Below are 17115 nucleotides of genomic sequence, written 5' to 3'. Positions count from 1 at the left end.
AACCCCACCCCGCCACGAGGGGCTGCGCCGTTGGCTGAAAATCCATGTAACCGCTTACACGGAAACGGATTTTTGCCGTAACGGGGATCATGACCGGCTGACTTCACACAGGAGCCACCCGCTCATGCGCCGCAAGATCGTCGCCGGAAACTGGAAGCTGCATGGCAGCCGTCAATTCGCCAATGAACTGCTGGGGCAGGTGGCCGCCGGGCTGCCGCTGGACGGGGTGGACGTGGTGATCCTGCCGCCGCTGCCGTATCTGGGTGAACTGGTCGAGGACTTTGGTGACACCGGCCTGGTGTTCGGTGCCCAGGACGTGAGCAGCAACGAGAAGGGCGCCTACACCGGCGAGGTCTGTGCCGCCATGCTGCACGAGGTCGGGGCCCGCTATGGCCTGGTCGGCCACTCCGAGCGCCGCCAGTACCACCATGAAAGCAGCGAACTGGTCGCACGCAAGTTCGCCGCGGCCCTGCATGCCGGCCTGGTGCCGGTGCTGTGCGTGGGTGAGACCCTGGAGCAGCGCGAAGCGGGGCAGACCGAGGCGGTCATCGCCAGCCAGCTGGCACCGGTGCTGGAGCTGGTGGGTGCCGCCGGCTTTGCCCAGGCGGTGGTTGCCTATGAGCCGGTCTGGGCCATCGGTACCGGCCGTACCGCCAGCAAGGAGCAGGCACAGCAGGTGCACGCGTTCATCCGTGGCGAAGTCGCGCGCATCGATGCTAGAATCGCTGATTCACTGCCCATTGTTTACGGCGGTAGCGTGAAGCCCGACAATGCCGGGGAACTGTTCGCGCAGCCGGATGTCGATGGTGGGCTGGTCGGCGGCGCCTCCCTGGTGGCCGCGGACTTCCTGGCCATCGCAAGGGCGGCGGCCGCGAACTAATCCTAGAAGTATTGTCCGAGGGCGGTTTCCAATGCTGATGTTGATCCTCAATGTCGTCTACGTGCTGGTCGCTGTGGCCATGATCGCGCTGATCCTGATGCAGCGTGGCTCGGGTGCGGCGGCGGGTTCGGGCTTTGGTGCCGGCGCCTCGGGTACGGTGTTCGGTGCGCGCGGCGCCTCGAACTTCCTGTCCAAGTCGACCAAGTGGCTGGCTGTCGTGTTCTTCGGCATCAGCCTTTTCATGGCCTGGTATGCCGGTCATGGCAGCCGTCCGGCGGCCGACCAGGATCTGGGCTTGATGTCCGCCCCAGCGGTGACTGCTCCGGCGGCTCCGGCGGGCGAATTGCCGGCCGTTCCGAAGGCCGATGCGGTCCCGGCCGCCCCGGTTCCGGCCGCGAATGTGCCGGCTCAGGCGGAATCTTCGGTTTCTGGTGAAGAAAAGCCTTCGGAAGGCTCCCAGAAACACTGAAGCCGGTTACAATACGCGGCGCATCGGGAAGATAGTCTGATGTGATCGTTTGCCCAGGTGGCGGAATTGGTAGACGCACTACCTTGAGGTGGTAGCGACTTAGGTCGTAGGGGTTCGAGTCCCCTCTTGGGCACCATTTGTAAGTAAAGCGGGTTCGCCTGGCGCGCAAGGCGCCAGGTAGATTCCCGTCCACTCCCCCATGCCAAAGCGCCTGCAGGCGCAGCGGCAGAGGCAAGAGAGAATCGCTGTGCTGGCCGAATATTTGCCGTCTCTGCTGTTTCTGATCGTTGCCACCGGTATCGGCATTACGCTGATGCTGGTTGGTCGATTCCTCGGTCCCCGCCGCCCCGATCTGGAAAAGCTGTCGCCGTATGAGTGCGGCTTCGAAGCATTCGAAGACGCGCGCATGAAGTTCGACGTGCGCTACTACCTGATCGCGATCCAGTTCATCGTCTTCGACCTGGAAATCATCTTCATCGTGCCGTGGACCCAGGTCTTCATGGAACTGGGCGCCCGTTCGCTCGTCACCATGGGCCTGTTCGTCGGCATGCTGTTCCTCGGTTTCATTTACGTCTGGAAGAAGGGAGCGCTGGAATGGGAGTGATTCAGACTCTCGATGGCCTCATGAACAACCCCACGCCGGAAGGTCGGGTTGATGACATCCTGCGGCCGGAAGGCGACAACCCGCTGCTGGAGAAGGGCTTCGTCACCACCAGCGTCGATGCACTGCTGAACTGGGCGCGCACCGGCTCGATGTGGCCGATGACCTTCGGCCTGGCCTGCTGCGCGGTCGAGATGATGCACGCAGGCGCCGCGCGCCTGGACCTCGACCGCTACGGCGTGGTGTTCCGCCCGTCGCCGCGTCAGTCCGACGTGATGATCGTGGCCGGTACCCTGGTCAACAAGATGGCCCCGGCGCTGCGCAAGGTCTACGACCAGATGCCGGACCCGAAGTGGGTCATCTCCATGGGTAGCTGCGCCAACGGCGGTGGCTATTACCACTACTCCTATTCTGTCGTGCGCGGCTGTGATCGCGTGGTGCCGGTGGACGTCTACGTCCCGGGCTGCCCGCCGACCGCCGAGGCGCTGGTGTACGGGATCCTGCAGCTGCAGAAGAAGATCTGGCGTACACAGACCATCGCCCGCTGACCCCTTCACCTGACAAGAGCGCGCCAAGCCCCCATGGCAGAGCAAGCATCCTTCATCGACCGACTCTCCGCACGTTTCGCAGGTGCGAAGGTCATCGTGGTCGAACCCCGCGGCGAAGTGACGCTGGAAGTGCCTGCCGCCGAGTGGCACGCCACCGCCCTGGCGCTGCGTGACGAGTTTGGTTTCGAACAGGCCGTGGATCTCTGCGGCGTCGATTACCTGGGCTATGGCTCCGACGAATGGGACACCGCTGACGTGTCCTCGCAGGGCTTCAGCCGCGGTGTCGAAGGCAAGGCCCAGGGCCGTTTCGCGTGGGGTGAATTCCCCACCGAGGAAAGCGGTGCCGAGGGCGCCCGCCCGCAGCACATGCCGACCCAGCGTTTTGCCGTGGTCGCCCAGCTGCGTTCGTACCAGCACAACCTGATGATGCACCTGCGCTGCTTCGCCCCTGACGAAGCATTGCCGGTGGTGTCCTCGCTGACCGGCATCTGGCCGGGCCTGAACTGGTTCGAGCGCGAAGCGTTCGACCTGTATGGCGTGATCTTCGAAGGCCACCCGGACCTGCGCCGGATCCTGACCGACTACGGTTTCGTCGGTCATCCGTTCCGCAAGGACTTCCCGCTGATCGGCAATGTCGAAGTCCGCTACGACGAAGAAAAGAAGCGCGTGATCTACGAACCGGTCACCTCGGTGGAGCCGCGCGTCGGCGTGCCGCGCGTGATCCGTGACGACGCCCGTCTGCAGACCGCAGAAGGTGAGCGCGCGCAGGAGGCAGTGAAGTGAGCGAGTTCCACCAGGCCCGCGAAGCGTTCGCGAGCAATCCGGCCGAAGCACGGCAGGAAATCCGCAACTACACCATGAACTTCGGCCCGCAGCATCCGGCCGCGCACGGTGTGCTGCGCCTGATCCTGGAAATGGACGGCGAAACCATCATGCGCGCCGACCCGCACGTGGGTCTGCTGCACCGTGGTACCGAAAAGCTGGCCGAATCCAAGCCGTTCAACCAGTCGATCGGCTACATGGATCGCCTGGATTACGTGTCGATGATGTGCAACGAGCACGCCTACGTGCGCGCGATCGAGACCCTGATGGGTATCGAAGCGCCGGAGCGTGCGCAGTACATCCGCACCATGTACGACGAAATCACCCGCATCCTCAACCACCTGATGTGGCTGGGCTCCAACGCACTCGACCTGGGTGCGATGGCGGTGATGCTGTACGCCTTCCGCGAGCGTGAAGAACTGATGGACTGCTATGAAGCGGTCTCCGGCGCGCGCATGCACGCGGCGTACTACCGTCCGGGCGGTGTCTACCGCGACCTGCCGGACCACATGCCGAAGTACAAGGAATCGCGCTGGCACAAGGGCAAGGCGCTGAAGCAGCTCAATGCTTCGCGCGAAGGCTCGTTGCTGGACTTCCTGGAGAACTTCACCGTCGAGTTCCCCAAGCGCATTGATGAATACGAAACCCTGCTGACCGACAACCGTATCTGGAAGCAGCGTACGGTCGGCATCGGCGTGGTCAGCCCGGAACTGGCCCACCAGTGGGGCATGACCGGCGTGATGCTGCGCGGCTCGGGCGTTGCCTGGGACCTGCGCAAGAAGCGTCCGTACGCAAAGTACGATGCCGTCGATTTCGACATCCCGCTGGGCAAGGAAGGCGACTGCTACGACCGTTACCTGGTCCGCGTTGCCGAAATGCGCGAATCCAACCGCATCATCAAGCAGTGCGTGGCCTGGCTGAAGGCCAACCCTGGCCCGGTGATGGTGAAGAACTTCAAGGTCGCTCCGCCCAAGCGCGAGGACATGAAGGACGACATGGAAGCGCTGATCCACCACTTCAAGCTGTTCAGCGAAGGCTACTGCGTGCCGGCCGGCGAGACCTACTCGGCGGTGGAAGCCCCGAAGGGTGAGTTCGGCTGCTACCTGGTCTCCGATGGCGCCAACAAGCCGTTCCGCGTGCACCTGCGTGCACCGGGCTTTGCCCACCTGTCCTCGATCGATTCGATCGTGCGCGGCCATATGCTGGCCGACGTGGTGGCCATGATCGGTACCTACGATCTGGTGTTCGGCGAGGTTGACCGGTAATGCCGTCCGCCACGCCAACGCCCGCTGCAGGCAGCCGGCGCAAGCCGGCGCCGCAGTTTCTGCAATTTCACGTTATGCATTTCGCTGAGGTCGGCCGATGAAGGCGACAGGTAATTTCGAGGCGGCGCGCGACGTCGACCCGATGGTGGTGCTGAGCGACAAGACCCGCGCTCACATCGATCACTGGCTGTCCAAGTTCCCGCCGGACCGCAAGCGCTCTGCCGTGCTGCAGGGCCTGCATGCGGCCCAGGAGCAGAACGAGGGCTGGCTGACCGACGAGCTGATCGCCGGCGTGGCCAAGTACCTGGACCTGCCGCCGGTGTGGGCCTACGAAGTGGCCAGCTTCTACTCGATGTTCGAGACCGAGAAGGTGGGCCGCAACAACGTGGCCATCTGCACCAACATCAGCTGCTGGCTCAATGGCGCCGAAGACATCGTGCGTCATTGCGAGAAGAAACTGGGCATCAAGCACGGTGAATCGACCCCGGACGGCCGCGTCTACCTCAAGCGCGAGGAAGAGTGCCTGGCCGGCTGTGGTGGCGCGCCGATGATGGTCATCAACGGTCACTACCATGAGCGTCTGACCCTGGAAAAGGTCGACGAGCTGCTGGACGGGCTGGAGTAAGGGCATGGCACATCACCACGAATCCAAGGGTCCGGTCGGCCCCGCGCCGCTGCCGCACCAGGTGGTCTACACCACCCTGCATTACGACACCCCGTGGTCGTACGAAAGCTACCTCAAGACCGGTGGCTACGCCGCCCTGCGCAAGATCCTCGAAGAGAAGATCCCGCCGGAGCAGGTCATCGAGATGGTCAAGGCCTCGGGCCTGCGTGGCCGCGGTGGCGCTGGCTTCCCGACCGGCCTGAAGTGGTCCTTCATGCCCAAGGGCAACATGCAGAAGTACATCCTCTGCAACTCGGACGAATCCGAGCCGGGCACCTGCAAGGACCGTGACATCCTGCGCTACAACCCGCATTCGGTGGTGGAAGGCATGGCGATCGCCTGCTACGCCACCGGTTCGACCGTGGGCTACAACTACCTGCGCGGTGAGTTCCACCACGAGCCGTTCGAGCACTTCGAGCAGGCCCTGGCCGACGCTTATGCGAACGGCTGGCTGGGCAAGAACGTGATGGGCTCGGGCGTGGACATCGACATCTACGGTGCGCTGGGCGCCGGCGCATACATCTGCGGCGAAGAAACCGCGCTGATGGAATCGCTGGAAGGCAAGAAGGGCCAGCCGCGCTACAAGCCGCCGTTCCCGGCCAACTTCGGCCTGTACGGCAAGCCGTCGACGATCAACAACACCGAAACCTACGGTTCGGTGCCGGCGATCATCCGCAACGGTCCGGAGTGGTTCAAGGGCCTGAGCCTGACCGCCAACGGCGGCCCGAAGTGCTTCTCGGTGTCCGGCTGCGTGCAGAACGGCGGCAACTTCGAAGTGCCGCTCGGCACCAAATTCCACGATCTGCTGGAAATGGCCGGTGGCCTGCGTCCGGGCCGTACCCTGAAGGGCGCGATCCCGGGCGGTGTGTCGATGCCGGTGCTGACCGCGGCCGAGCTGAAGGACCTGCCGATGGACTACGACACCATCCGTGCACTGGGCTCCGGCCTGGGTTCGGGTGCGATCGTGGTGCTCGACGACAGCGTCTGCTGCGTCAAGTTCGCCTGCCGCATCAGCCAGTTCTTCCACAAGGAATCCTGTGGCCAGTGCACCCCGTGCCGTGAAGGTACCGGCTGGATGCACCGCGTGCTGGAGCGCATCGTCGCCGGCAAGGCCACGATGGAAGACCTGCACCAGCTGAAGGCAGTGGCCGGCCAGATCGAAGGCCACACCATCTGTGCGTTCGGCGAAGCGGCTGCATGGCCCATCCAGGGCTTCCTGCGCCAGTTCTGGGACGAGTTCGAGTACTACATCGTCAACGGTCATTCGATGGTTGACGGCAAGAAGGTGGAGGCAGCCGCTGCATGAGCGCGCAACCCGTAAATCCGAGCGTCCCACCCGATCACGTCACCATCGAGATCGATGGCAAGTCGCTGGTCGTGCCCAAGGGCTCGATGATCATCCAGGCCGCCGACAAGGCCGGCATCTCCATTCCGCGCTTCTGCTACCACGAGAAGCTGCCGATCGCCGCCAACTGCCGCATGTGCCTGGTGGACGTGGAGAAGTCGCCGAAGCCGGCGCCGGCCTGCGCCACTCCGGTCATGGATGGCATGAAAGTCGCCACCCGCAGCGAGAAGGCACTGAAGTTCCAGCGCTCGGTGATGGAGTTCCTGCTCATCAACCACCCGCTGGACTGCCCGATCTGCGATCAGGGCGGCGAGTGCGAGCTGCAGGACGTGTCGCTGGGCTATGGCCGTTCGGTCAGCCGCTTCAACGAGCGCAAGCGCGTGGTGCCCGACGAAGACATGGGCCCGCTGGTCGCCACCGAGATGACCCGCTGCATCCAGTGCACCCGCTGCGTCCGCTTCACCGCCGACGTTGCCGGTACCTACGAACTGGGTGGCATGTACCGCGGTGAGAACCTGCAGATCGGTACCTTCGACGGCAAGCCGCTGACCACCGAACTGTCCGGCAACGTCGTCGACGTCTGCCCGGTCGGCGCGCTGACCAACAAGGTGTTCCAGTTCCGCGCCCGCCCGTGGGAACTGACCGCGCGCGAGTCGCTGGGTTACCACGACGCGATGGGTTCGAACCTGTTCCTGCACGTGCGTCGCGGCGAAGTGCTGCGCACCGTGCCGCGCGACAACGAAGCGGTGAACGAGTGCTGGCTGTCCGACCGTGACCGCTACTCGCACCAGGGCCTGTACAGCGAAGACCGTGCGGTCAAGCCGCTGCGCAAGGTCAATGGCGAGTGGAAGGAAGTGAGCTGGGCTGAAGGCCTGGCCGCGGCCGCCGAGATCCTCAAGGCGAACCAGGGCGACAACCTGGGCGTGCTGGTGCATCCGTCCACCTCGAACGAGGAAGGCGCGCTGCTGGCCCGCCTGGCCAATGGGCTGGGCTCGAGCAACATCGACCACCGCATCAACAACCGCGATTTCTCCGACGCCGCAACCGCCGAAGTGTTCGGCCTGCCGCTGGCCGAGATCGAAGGCGCCGACCGTATCGTCGTTCTGGGCAGCAACATCCGCCACGAACTGCCGCTGCTGCACGCCCGCCTGCGCAAGGCGCAGACCACCAAGGGCGCGAAGATCCACGTCGTCAACCCGGTGGACTTCGACTTTGCCTTCAGCATCGCCGGCAAGCAGATCGTTGCCCCGTCGAAGTTCGTCGACGCGCTGGCCAACGCCGAGCTGCGTTCGGCCGTGCAGGGCGGCAACAACACCGTGCTGATCGTCGGTGGCATCGCCGAGAACCACCCGCAGGCTGCCGCGATCCGCGCCGCTGCGCGTGAGTTCGCTGCCGCCACCGGTGCCAAGCTGTGCCGCATCCCGCAGGGCGCCAATGCCGTGGGTCTGACCCGCGCCGGCGTGCTGCCGGCCGGCAAGGACGTCGCCGCGATGCTGGCGCAGCCGCGCCAGGCCTACGTGGTCTACGGCCTGGAGCCGGGCCTGGACTTCGCCGATGCCCCGTCCGCGCGCAAGGCGCTGGCCGGCGCCCAGGTGGTGGCCTTCAGCCAGTTCGCCTGCGTGTCCACCCGCGACGTTGCCGACGTGATCCTGCCGATCGGTGCGCTGCCGGAAATCGATGCCACCCTGACCAACCTCGATGGTCGCGAGCAGTCGGCGCGTGCCGGCGGCAAGCTGCCGGGCGAGGCCCGTGAAGGCTGGCGCGTGCTGCGCGCCCTGGGCGGCGACATGGCGCTGGCCGGTTTCGACTTCACCGACCTGGCCGGCCTGCGCGCCAGCCTGGCCCCGGTGTCGGTCACCGTTGCCGCTTCGGCGCAGCCGGTGGTTGCCGGTGAAGGCCTGGAAGTGGCTTCGACCGCCGCGATCTACCGCACCGATGCGGTGGTCCGCCGCGCCCCGGCGCTGCAGTCGCATCCGCTCAACAACGCCCCGCGCATCGTGCTGAACGCTGACGATGCCGCGCGCCTGCAGCTGCAGGAAGGGCAGATGGCCAAGGTCGGCACCGATGCCGGCAAGGCTACCCTGCCGGTGGTGGTCGACGCCCGCGTCGCTGCGGGTTCGGTCTGGATTGAATCGGGCCACGGCGCGACCGCGCCGCTGGGTGCCGCTCGCGTATCGGTGGTGGCTGCATGAACGAATTGCTGTTGAACGCGGTCGACCCGCTGCACCAGTGGCTGCTTGGCCTCGGTGACATCGGCGCGCTGATCTGGATCATCCTGAAGATCCTGGTGATCACCGTACCGGTGATCGTCTCGGTGGCCTTCTACGTGGTCTGGGAACGCAAGCTGATCGGCTGGATGCACGTCCGCCACGGCCCGATGTACGTGGGCATGGGCATCTTCCAGGCCTTCGCCGACGTCTTCAAGCTGCTGTTCAAGGAAGTGGTCCAGCCGAGCAGCGCCAACAAGGCGATCTACCTGCTGGCGCCGCTGATCACCCTGGCCCCGGCTTTCGCGGCCTGGTCGGTGGTGCCCTTCGATTCGCAGATCGTGCTGTCCAACGCCAACGCCGGCCTGCTGTACCTGCTGGCGATGACCTCGCTGGGCATCTACGGCATCATCCTGGCCGGTTGGGCGTCCAACTCGAAGTACGCGTTCCTGGGTGCGATGCGCGCCTCGGCGCAGATGATCAGCTACGAAATCGCCATGGGCTTCGCCCTGGTCGGCGTGATGATCGCCGCTGGCAGCCTGAACCTGAGCAACATCGTGATGGCGCAGGCCGGCAATTCCGGTTTCTTCGACTGGTTCCTGCTGCCGCTGTTCCCGCTGTTCGTCATCTACTGGGTGTCGGGCGTGGCTGAAACCAACCGCGCGCCGTTCGACGTGGTGGAAGGCGAGTCGGAAATCGTCGCCGGCCACATGGTTGAGTACTCCGGCGGTGCCTTCGCCCTGTTCTTCCTGGCCGAATACGCGAACATGATCCTGATCAGCTTCCTGATCTCGATCTTCTTCCTCGGCGGCTGGCTGAGCCCGGTCCAGGGCTGGGTCAACTTCGGCGATGTCTCGCCGCTGGTCGACTGGATCTGGAAGGGCGGTGCACCGTGGCTGTTCGTCAAGGTGTTCTTCTTCGCCAGTGCCTACATCTGGTTCCGTGCCAGCTTCCCGCGCTTCCGCTATGACCAGATCATGCGCCTGGGCTGGAAGGTCTTCATCCCGCTGGCCATTCTGTGGATCGCGGTTACCGCCGTCATGGTGTTCTTCGGCGTGATTCAAAAGGGCGTCTAAGTGATGAACAGGATTACCCATTACTTCAAGAGCCTGCTGCTGCTCGAACTGCTGGCCGGCCTTTGGCTGACGCTGAAGTACAGCTTCAAGCCGAAGTACACGATGATGTACCCGATGGAGAAGTTCCCGCAGTCGCCGCGCTTCCGTGGCCTGCACGCACTTCGCCGTTATCCCAACGGCGAAGAGCGCTGCATTGCCTGCAAGCTGTGCGAAGCGGTGTGCCCGGCCCTGGCCATCACCATCGACTCGGCCAAGCGCGAGGACGGCACCCGCCGCACCACCCGCTACGACATCGACCTGTTCAAGTGCATCTTCTGCGGCTTCTGCGAAGAAAGCTGCCCGGTGGACTCGATCGTCGAAACCCACATCCTCGAGTACCACTTCGAGAACCGTGGCGAAAACATCGTTACCAAGCCGCAGCTGCTGGCCCTTGGCGATCGTCTCGAAAACGAGATCGCCGAGCGTCGTGCCGCCGATGCCGCTTACCGCTGAGGTCGAGAGATGGATTGGGTAAATATCGCTTTCTGGGTGTTCGCCATCGCGGCAACGGTTTCGGCCGGTGCGGTGATCAGCGTGCGCAACCCGGTGCATGCAGTGCTGTGCCTGGTGCTGACCTTCTTCTCCATTGCCTGCGTGTGGCTGCTGGTGGGCGCCGAGTTCCTCGGCGTGGCGCTGGTGCTGGTCTACGTCGGCGCGGTGATGGTGCTGTTCCTGTTCGTGGTGATGATGCTGGACATCGATCCCACCAAGATGCGTGAAGGCTGGGTGCGCTACCTGCCGGTCGGTCTGATCGTGGCGGTGGCGATGCTGGTGCAGATGCTGATCCTGATCGGCGTGAAGGGCAGGGCGGTCAACCCGTTCCCGGCCGACAACGCCGCTGCGGTCGCTGCCGACAGCTCCAACATCACCTGGCTGGCACGCACGCTGTTCACCGAGTACCTGCTGCCGTTCGAGTTCGCCGCCGTCATCCTGACCGTGGCCGTGGTTGCCGCCGTGATGCTGACCCTGCGCCGCCGTACCGGCGTGAAGAGCCAGAACCCGGGCGAGCAGACCATGGTCAAGGCCGGCCAGCGCCTGCGCATGGTCAAGATGGGTGCCGAAGCACCGGTCGTGCACAGCAACAGCAAGCCGGCCACCGGCGAGGAGACCCAGCCGTGATTACCCTTGGCCACATCCTTGCGCTTGGCGCGGTGCTGTTCGCCATCAGCCTGGCCGGCATCTTCCTCAACCGGAAGAACGTCATCGTCCTGCTGATGTCGATCGAACTGATGCTGCTGTCGGTGAACATCAATTTCGTCGGCTTCTCGCGTCAGCTGGGCGATCCGTCCGGCCAGCTGTTCGTGTTCTTCATCCTGACCGTCGCCGCCGCGGAAGCCGCCATCGGCCTGGCGATCCTGGTGACCCTGTTCCGTACCCGCCGCACGATCAATGTCGGCGAAGTCGATTCGCTGAAGGGCTGATCCACAGATGGAAATCACTCTCTCCAAGAGTCTGTTGATCGCAGTGGTGCTTGCACCGCTGTTCGGCAGCATCATCGCCGGCCTGTTCGGTCGCCAGGTCAAGCGCTTCGGCGCGCAGACCATCACCATCCTCGGCGTCGCGGTAGCCTGCGGCCTGTCGATGTACACGTTCTACCAGCTGATGTGGGGCGGCGCGCAGCCGTTCAACCAGAACATCTACACGTTCTTCGAGGTTGGCCAGTACTCGGCCCACGTCGGCTTCATGGTCGACAAGCTGACCGCGATGATGATGGTGGTGGTGACCTTCGTGTCGCTGCTGGTCCACATCTACACGATCGGCTACATGCAGGACGATCCGGGCTACCAGCGGTTCTTCAGCTACATCTCGCTGTTCACCTTCTCGATGCTCACCCTGGTGATGAGCAACAACTTCCTGCAGCTGTTCTTCGGCTGGGAAGCGGTGGGCCTGGTGTCGTACCTGCTGATCGGCTTCTGGTTCAAGCGCCCGACCGCGATCTTCGCTAACATGAAGGCGTTCCTGGTCAACCGCGTTGGCGACTTCGGCTTCCTGCTGGGCATCGCCGGCGTGCTGTGGGTGTTCGGCACCCTGGACTACTCGCAGGTGTTCTCGCAGGCCGGCATGCTGGCTGACCCGCGCGCCCAGCTGCAGATCTGGGACGGCACGATCCTGGGCATGCAGCTGCTGAACGAGCCGGTGATCTGGTCGATCGCCACCGTCATCTGCATCTGCCTGTTCATCGGCGCCATGGGCAAGTCGGCCCAGGTCCCGCTGCATGTGTGGCTGCCGGACTCGATGGAAGGCCCGACCCCGATCTCGGCACTGATCCACGCCGCGACGATGGTGACCGCCGGTATCTTCATGGTCACCCGCATGTCGCCGCTGTTCGAGCTGTCGCAGACCGCGCTGAACTTCGTGCTGTTCATCGGTGCCACCACCGCGTTCTTCACCGGCCTGATCGGCATCGTGCAGAACGACATCAAGCGCGTCGTCGCGTACTCCACGCTGTCGCAGCTGGGCTACATGACCGTCGCCCTGGGCGTGTCGGCCTACTCGGCCGCCGTGTTCCACCTGATGACCCACGCCTTCTTCAAGGCCCTGCTGTTCCTGGGCGCCGGCTCGGTCATCATCGCGATGCACCATGAGCAGGACATGCGCAAGATGGGCGGGTTGCGCAAGTACATGCCGATCACCTTCATCACCATGTGGATCGGTACGCTGGCACTGGTCGGCACGCCGTTCTTCTCCGGCTTCTACTCGAAGGACACCATCATCGAGGCGGCCGAGATCCATGCCCACATGCAGAACAGCTGGGTGGCCACCTATGGCTACTGGGCGGTGCTGGGTGGCGTGCTGGTGACCAGCTTCTACAGCTTCCGCCTGCTGTTCATGACCTTCCATGGCAAGGAACGCTTCCGCGACGCGCATGACGATCATGGCCATGGCCATGACGATCACCACGCCGCCGACGCCCACCATGGCGATGCCCATGACGACCACGGCCATGGCCACGGTCCGCATGAGCCGCATGAAACTCCGTGGGTGGTGACCCTGCCGCTGGTCCTGCTGGCCATCCCGTCGATCGCCATCGGTTTCTTCAGCATCGGTCCGATGCTGCACGGCACCGACTGGGCTGGCCACCATGCCCACGAGGCGATCAAGGGCCAGGCACAGACGTTCTTCACCGGCATCGTCGATTTCTACGATCCGGCCAAGAACACCGTGGCGTTCCTGGGTGAAGAGTTCCATGGCCCGGTCGCGTTCGCGCTGCACGGCATGATGCTGCCGCCGTTCTGGCTGACCCTGGCGGGCTTCCTGCTGGCTGCGCTGTTCTACCTGTGGAAGCCGGACCTGTCGGGCAAGGCACGCAAGACCTTCGCCCCGATCGTTTCGGTGCTGGAAAACAAGTACGGCTTCGACAAGCTGTGGATCGATGGCTTTGCCGGCGGCAGCGTCAAGCTGGGCAAGGTCTCGCGCTGGATCGACAGCAACATCGTCGACGGCGTGGTCAATCTCTCGGCACGTGTTGTGGACGTTGCAGCCGGCGTGCTGCGTCGTACCCAATCCGGTTTCCTCTATCACTACGCCTTCGCGATGATCATCGGCCTGATTGCCCTGCTGGGCGTGCTGATGCATTACCTGCGTTGATGACCTGTACGGAATAAGAAGACGTGTCGAACTGGCCTCTACTCAGTGTCCTCATCTGGCTGCCGATCATCGGTGGCGCCCTGATCCTTGCGATCCGTGATGCACAGACTGCCCGCTGGGCGTCGCTGGGCGTCGCGGTGCTCACCTTCGTTGCAAGCCTCTCGCTGCTGAGCGGCTACAACGCGGGCATCGACGGTCTGCAGTTCGTCGAGACCCATGCCTGGATCCCGGCGTACAAGATCGGCTACAACCTGGGCGTGGACGGCATTGCCGTGGCGCTGATCCTGCTGACCACCCTGGTCAGCGTGCTTGCCCTGATCGGCGCCTGGAGCGCCATCGACAAGCGCGTGAATCAGTACGTGGCGGCCTTCCTGATCCTGGAAGGCGTCACCGTCGGCATCTTCGCCGCGACGGACGCGATGCTGTTCTACGTGTTCTTCGAAGCCATGCTGATCCCGATGTTCCTGATCATCGGTGTCTGGGGCGGCCCGCGCCGCATCTACGCTGCGCTGAAGTTCTTCCTGTACACCTTCCTCGGCTCGGTGCTGATGCTGGTGGCGCTGATCTACCTGTACATGAAGGGCGGCAGCTTCCAGCTGGCCGACCTGTACGCACTGCCGCTGTCGGCCAAGGAACAGACCTGGATCTTCTTCGCCTTCCTGATCGCCTTCGCGGTCAAGGTGCCGATGTTCCCGGTCCACACCTGGCTGCCGGACGCCCACGTGGAAGCGCCGACCGCCGGTTCGGTGATCCTGGCCGCCATCGCGCTGAAGATCGGTGGCTACGGTTTCCTGCGTTTCAACCTGCCGATCGTTCCGGACGCCTCGCAGGAATGGGCGTGGCTGGTGATCGCGCTGTCGCTGATCGCGGTGATCTACGTCGGCCTGGTCGCCCTGGTGCAGGACGACATGAAGAAGCTGATCGCCTATTCGTCGATCGCGCACATGGGCTTTGTCACCCTGGGCACCTTCATCGCCCTGTGGCTGGTGCGTGAAGCCGGCAACGCCGACGCCGCCCGCCTGGGCCTGCAGGGCGCCATGGTGCAGATGATCTCGCATGGCTTCGTGTCCGGCGCGATGTTCTCCTGCGTCGGCGTGCTGTACGACCGCATGCACAGCCGCCGCATCGCCGATTACGGCGGCGTGGTCAACGTGATGCCGTGGTTCGCCACCTTCGCCATGCTGTTCTTCATGGCCAACGCGGGCCTGCCGGGCACCAGCGGTTTCGTCGGCGAGTTCATGGTCATCCTGTCGGCCTTCCAGCGTAATCCGTGGATCGCACTGGGCGCGGCCACCACCCTGATCATCGGCGCCGCCTACACCCTGTGGCTGTACAAGCGCATCTTCTTCGGCGAAGTGGCCAACAGCCACGTGGCCGAACTGAAGGACATCAACGGCCGCGAATGGCTGGTGCTGGGCGTGTTCGCCATCGGCGTGCTGGCCCTGGGCATCTACCCCAAGCCGCTGACCGACCTGATGGAGCCCTCGATCGCGAAGCTGGCGATGCAGATCGCATCCAGCAAGCTGCTGTAATTCCAGGATTTGATGATGACCACCTCGCCGCTGCTGCCATTGACCGCCGCTGACCTGCCACCGCTCGCTCCCGAGCTGGTGCTGATCGGCAGCGCCTTCGCCCTGATGATCCTCGACCTGTTCGTCAGCAACCGGAACAAGATCGTCACCCACCTGTTCTCGCTCGCTGCGCTGGCCGTGGTGCTGTTCATGCTGGCCACCGGCGTGGGCGGGCAGGGGGAGGTCTTCCATGGCATGTTCGTGCGCGATACCGCCGCGGACGTGATGAAGACCGGGATCGTGCTGCTCAGCGGCCTGACCCTGGTCTACGGCTGGCGCTATCTGCGCGACCGCAATCTGTTCCAGGGCGAGATCCCGGTGCTGATCTTGTTCGGCACTGCCGGCATGATGATCCTGGTCTCGGCCGGCAGCCTGCTGATGGTCTACCTGGGCCTGGAACTGCTGGCGCTGTGCTCCTACGCCCTGGTCGCCAGCAACCGTGAAAACGGCCTGGCCTCGGAAGCGGCGATGAAGTACATCGTGCTCGGCTCGCTGGCCTCGGGCCTGCTGCTGTACGGCATGTCGCTGATCTACGGCGCCACCGGCAGCCTGCACCTGGACGTGATCCGTGACGCCATCCCGCACTCGGAAGAGCGCGTGCTGCTGATCACCGGTGCGGTGTTCATGATCGCCGGCGTTGCCTTCAAGCTGGGTGCCGCGCCGTTCCACATGTGGCTGCCCGACGTGTACCAGGGTGCCCCGGCGCCGATCGCGCTGTTCATCAGCTCGGCACCGAAGCTGGCCGCCTTCGGCATGGCCTACCGCCTGCTGGAAATGGGCGTGGGCCCGCTGTCGACCGAACTGCAGCTGCTGATCGCCGGCCTGGCCGCGGTCTCGCTGGTCATCGGCAACCTGATGGCCATCGCGCAGAGCAACCTCAAGCGCATGCTGGCGTTCTCCACCGTCTCGCACATCGGCTTCCTGCTGATGGGCATCGCCGGTGGTGGCGCGCAGGGCTATGCAGCAGCGCTGTTCTACGCACTGGCCTACGCCATCATGTCCACCGCCGCCTTCGGCGCGATCATCGCGCTGTCGCGTGCCGGCTTTGAAGCCGAGAACATCGAGGACTTCAAGGGCCTCAATGCCCGCAACCCGTGGATGGCCGGCCTGGTGCTGTGCATCATGGCGTCGCTGGCCGGCATCCCGCCGTTCCTGGGCTTCTGGACCAAGCTGGCGGTGCTGGGCGCGGCCGTCAACGGCGGCCTGCTGTGGCTGGCCATCCTCGGCGTGCTGTGCGCCGTGGTCGGCTGCTTCTACTACCTGCGCGTCATCAAGGTCATGTACTTCGATGAGCCGGTGGGCGAGGCCATGCCGCGCAGCAACGACCGCGTGCTGGGCCTGGTGCTGGGCGTGAACGCGCTGGCGCTGCTGGCGCTGGGCCTGGCCTGGAACCCGATCATGGTCTGGTGCCAGCAGGCATTTGCGCATCTTGCATAAAAGTTGACACAAAGCTGCGCGATTCGTGTAATATGCGCAGCCTGAGTTGTCACTGCAGCGGTTCAGCCAGAATATCGTTGCGGTAGCCCTCCTCGAAAGAGCAGGGCAGCAGTTCAAACACTTCCGGTGCGGGGTGGAGCAGTCTGGCAGCTCGTCGGGCTCATAACCCGAAGGTCGCAGGTTCAAATCCTGCCCCCGCTACCAACACATCGAATCGGCGCCAACCAGTTCGATGAATGAGGAACAGCTTGCAGGTTTTGAAGTTATGCCTCATAATTCCGCTTCTGATGCGGGGTGGAGCAGTCTGGCAGCTCGTCGGGCTCATAACCCGAAGGTCGCAGGTTCAAATCCTGCCCCCGCTACCAAGTAAAGAGATCGCCTTCGAAGTCCTGCTTCGAGGGCGTTTTTCTTTGGGCCTGCGTCGTTTTCGCTGGGTTGGGGTGTGATCCCTTTTGCAGAGGTAAACGGATCTGAACCCGGGCCCGCACCCTTGACCACCCCGGTGCAGCCCCTTTGATGACCGGGCTAGGACTACCCCGGCATGGGGCCGCCGGGCGGGAGTCCGGCCCCCGCAGGTGGGGCGCCAACGGCACGCCCCCGAGG

Annotated in this window: 16 protein-coding genes and 3 tRNA genes; all 19 read left to right on the top strand. The window is 64.2% G+C overall.

Annotation, left to right across the window (positions count from 1 at the left end; all coding sequences use genetic code 11):
- The first annotated feature begins 124 nt into the window (after positions 1-124).
- The 19 genes from tpiA (at position 125) to QRO91_RS10150 (ending at position 16877) form a co-directional block, all read left to right on the top strand.
- On the top strand, positions 125-880 hold the full coding sequence (gene tpiA / locus QRO91_RS10240) for a triose-phosphate isomerase (RefSeq protein ID WP_197620720.1): 756 nt from the start codon (positions 125-127) through the stop codon (positions 878-880).
- A gap of 31 nt (positions 881-911) precedes the next feature.
- A complete protein-coding gene (gene secG / locus QRO91_RS10235; RefSeq protein ID WP_049429531.1) occupies positions 912-1349 on the top strand; it encodes a preprotein translocase subunit SecG in 438 nt (145 codons plus the stop codon).
- 51 nt (positions 1350-1400) lie between these two features.
- Positions 1401-1485 (top strand) — tRNA-Leu (locus QRO91_RS10230).
- Between the two features lie 111 nt (positions 1486-1596).
- Positions 1597-1953 carry an NADH-quinone oxidoreductase subunit A gene (locus QRO91_RS10225; RefSeq protein WP_005414075.1) on the top strand — a complete coding sequence of 119 codons (357 nt, stop codon included), beginning with the start codon at positions 1597-1599 and terminating at the stop codon, positions 1951-1953.
- Positions 1944-2498 carry an NADH-quinone oxidoreductase subunit B family protein gene (locus QRO91_RS10220; protein ID WP_005410463.1) on the top strand — a complete coding sequence of 185 codons (555 nt, stop codon included), beginning with the start codon at positions 1944-1946 and terminating at the stop codon, positions 2496-2498. Before QRO91_RS10225 ends, QRO91_RS10220 begins: the two co-directional genes overlap by 10 nt.
- Before the next feature lie 33 nt (positions 2499-2531).
- Positions 2532-3281, top strand: a complete 750-nt coding sequence (locus QRO91_RS10215; protein ID WP_049429533.1) for an NADH-quinone oxidoreductase subunit C — start codon at positions 2532-2534, stop codon at positions 3279-3281.
- Positions 3278-4585, top strand: coding sequence for an NADH-quinone oxidoreductase subunit D (locus tag QRO91_RS10210; protein WP_049429534.1), 1308 nt, complete (start codon positions 3278-3280; stop codon positions 4583-4585). The genes QRO91_RS10215 and QRO91_RS10210 overlap by 4 nt, the downstream gene beginning before the upstream one ends.
- Positions 4586-4682: 97 nt before the next feature.
- Complete coding sequence (gene nuoE / locus QRO91_RS10205; protein ID WP_006381132.1) at positions 4683-5210, top strand: NADH-quinone oxidoreductase subunit NuoE; 528 nt, start codon at positions 4683-4685, stop codon at positions 5208-5210.
- Positions 5211-5214: 4 nt separating this feature from the next.
- Positions 5215-6555, top strand: coding sequence for an NADH-quinone oxidoreductase subunit NuoF (gene nuoF, locus QRO91_RS10200; protein WP_005410459.1), 1341 nt, complete (start codon positions 5215-5217; stop codon positions 6553-6555).
- Positions 6552-8786 carry an NADH-quinone oxidoreductase subunit NuoG gene (gene nuoG / locus QRO91_RS10195; RefSeq protein WP_049429535.1) on the top strand — a complete coding sequence of 745 codons (2235 nt, stop codon included), beginning with the start codon at positions 6552-6554 and terminating at the stop codon, positions 8784-8786. Before nuoF ends, nuoG begins: the two co-directional genes overlap by 4 nt.
- Positions 8783-9877, top strand: coding sequence for an NADH-quinone oxidoreductase subunit NuoH (nuoH, locus tag QRO91_RS10190; RefSeq protein WP_049429536.1), 1095 nt, complete (start codon positions 8783-8785; stop codon positions 9875-9877). The genes nuoG and nuoH overlap by 4 nt, the downstream gene beginning before the upstream one ends.
- Positions 9878-9880: 3 nt before the next feature.
- On the top strand, positions 9881-10369 hold the full coding sequence (nuoI, locus tag QRO91_RS10185; protein WP_005410456.1) for an NADH-quinone oxidoreductase subunit NuoI: 489 nt from the start codon (positions 9881-9883) through the stop codon (positions 10367-10369).
- Positions 10370-10378: 9 nt separating this feature from the next.
- Positions 10379-11035 (top strand): NADH-quinone oxidoreductase subunit J, encoded by a 657-nt coding sequence (locus tag QRO91_RS10180; RefSeq protein WP_049429537.1) that lies wholly within the window; start codon positions 10379-10381, stop codon positions 11033-11035.
- Positions 11032-11337: an NADH-quinone oxidoreductase subunit NuoK gene (nuoK, locus tag QRO91_RS10175; RefSeq protein ID WP_005417921.1), complete on the top strand. Its 306-nt coding sequence runs from the start codon at positions 11032-11034 to the stop codon at positions 11335-11337. The genes QRO91_RS10180 and nuoK overlap by 4 nt, the downstream gene beginning before the upstream one ends.
- Positions 11338-11344: 7 nt before the next feature.
- Positions 11345-13504 carry an NADH-quinone oxidoreductase subunit L gene (gene nuoL, locus QRO91_RS10170; protein ID WP_049429538.1) on the top strand — a complete coding sequence of 720 codons (2160 nt, stop codon included), beginning with the start codon at positions 11345-11347 and terminating at the stop codon, positions 13502-13504.
- A 23-nt stretch (positions 13505-13527) separates the two neighbouring features.
- Positions 13528-15036 (top strand): NADH-quinone oxidoreductase subunit M, encoded by a 1509-nt coding sequence (locus QRO91_RS10165; RefSeq protein WP_005410452.1) that lies wholly within the window; start codon positions 13528-13530, stop codon positions 15034-15036.
- Between the two features lie 15 nt (positions 15037-15051).
- Complete coding sequence (gene nuoN, locus QRO91_RS10160; protein WP_005410451.1) at positions 15052-16512, top strand: NADH-quinone oxidoreductase subunit NuoN; 1461 nt, start codon at positions 15052-15054, stop codon at positions 16510-16512.
- Positions 16513-16639: 127 nt separating this feature from the next.
- Positions 16640-16716: transfer RNA gene (locus tag QRO91_RS10155), tRNA-Met, on the top strand.
- Positions 16717-16800: 84 nt separating this feature from the next.
- Positions 16801-16877: transfer RNA gene (locus QRO91_RS10150), tRNA-Met, on the top strand.
- The last annotated feature ends 238 nt before the right edge of the window (positions 16878-17115 follow it).

This window comes from Stenotrophomonas maltophilia group sp. Smal32 (genome assembly GCF_030237085.1).
In the GTDB taxonomy this organism is placed as follows: Bacteria; Pseudomonadota; Gammaproteobacteria; order Xanthomonadales; family Xanthomonadaceae; genus Stenotrophomonas; species Stenotrophomonas maltophilia_Q.
The sequence above is the reverse complement of the archived record's forward strand: the minus strand, read 5'-3'. Positions and strand labels throughout refer to the sequence as shown.

Coding starts and splice junctions, on each gene's coding strand:
- tpiA (WP_197620720.1), top strand. CDS start 125: ATGCGCCGCAAGATCGTCGCCGGAAACTGGAAGCTGCATGGCAGCCGT.
- secG (WP_049429531.1), top strand. CDS start 912: ATGCTGATGTTGATCCTCAATGTCGTCTACGTGCTGGTCGCTGTGGCC.
- QRO91_RS10220 (WP_005410463.1), top strand. CDS start 1,944: ATGGGAGTGATTCAGACTCTCGATGGCCTCATGAACAACCCCACGCCG.
- QRO91_RS10215 (WP_049429533.1), top strand. CDS start 2,532: ATGGCAGAGCAAGCATCCTTCATCGACCGACTCTCCGCACGTTTCGCA.
- nuoE (WP_006381132.1), top strand. CDS start 4,683: ATGAAGGCGACAGGTAATTTCGAGGCGGCGCGCGACGTCGACCCGATG.
- nuoF (WP_005410459.1), top strand. CDS start 5,215: ATGGCACATCACCACGAATCCAAGGGTCCGGTCGGCCCCGCGCCGCTG.
- nuoG (WP_049429535.1), top strand. CDS start 6,552: ATGAGCGCGCAACCCGTAAATCCGAGCGTCCCACCCGATCACGTCACC.
- nuoH (WP_049429536.1), top strand. CDS start 8,783: ATGAACGAATTGCTGTTGAACGCGGTCGACCCGCTGCACCAGTGGCTG.
- nuoI (WP_005410456.1), top strand. CDS start 9,881: ATGAACAGGATTACCCATTACTTCAAGAGCCTGCTGCTGCTCGAACTG.
- QRO91_RS10180 (WP_049429537.1), top strand. CDS start 10,379: ATGGATTGGGTAAATATCGCTTTCTGGGTGTTCGCCATCGCGGCAACG.
- nuoL (WP_049429538.1), top strand. CDS start 11,345: ATGGAAATCACTCTCTCCAAGAGTCTGTTGATCGCAGTGGTGCTTGCA.
- nuoN (WP_005410451.1), top strand. CDS start 15,052: ATGACCACCTCGCCGCTGCTGCCATTGACCGCCGCTGACCTGCCACCG.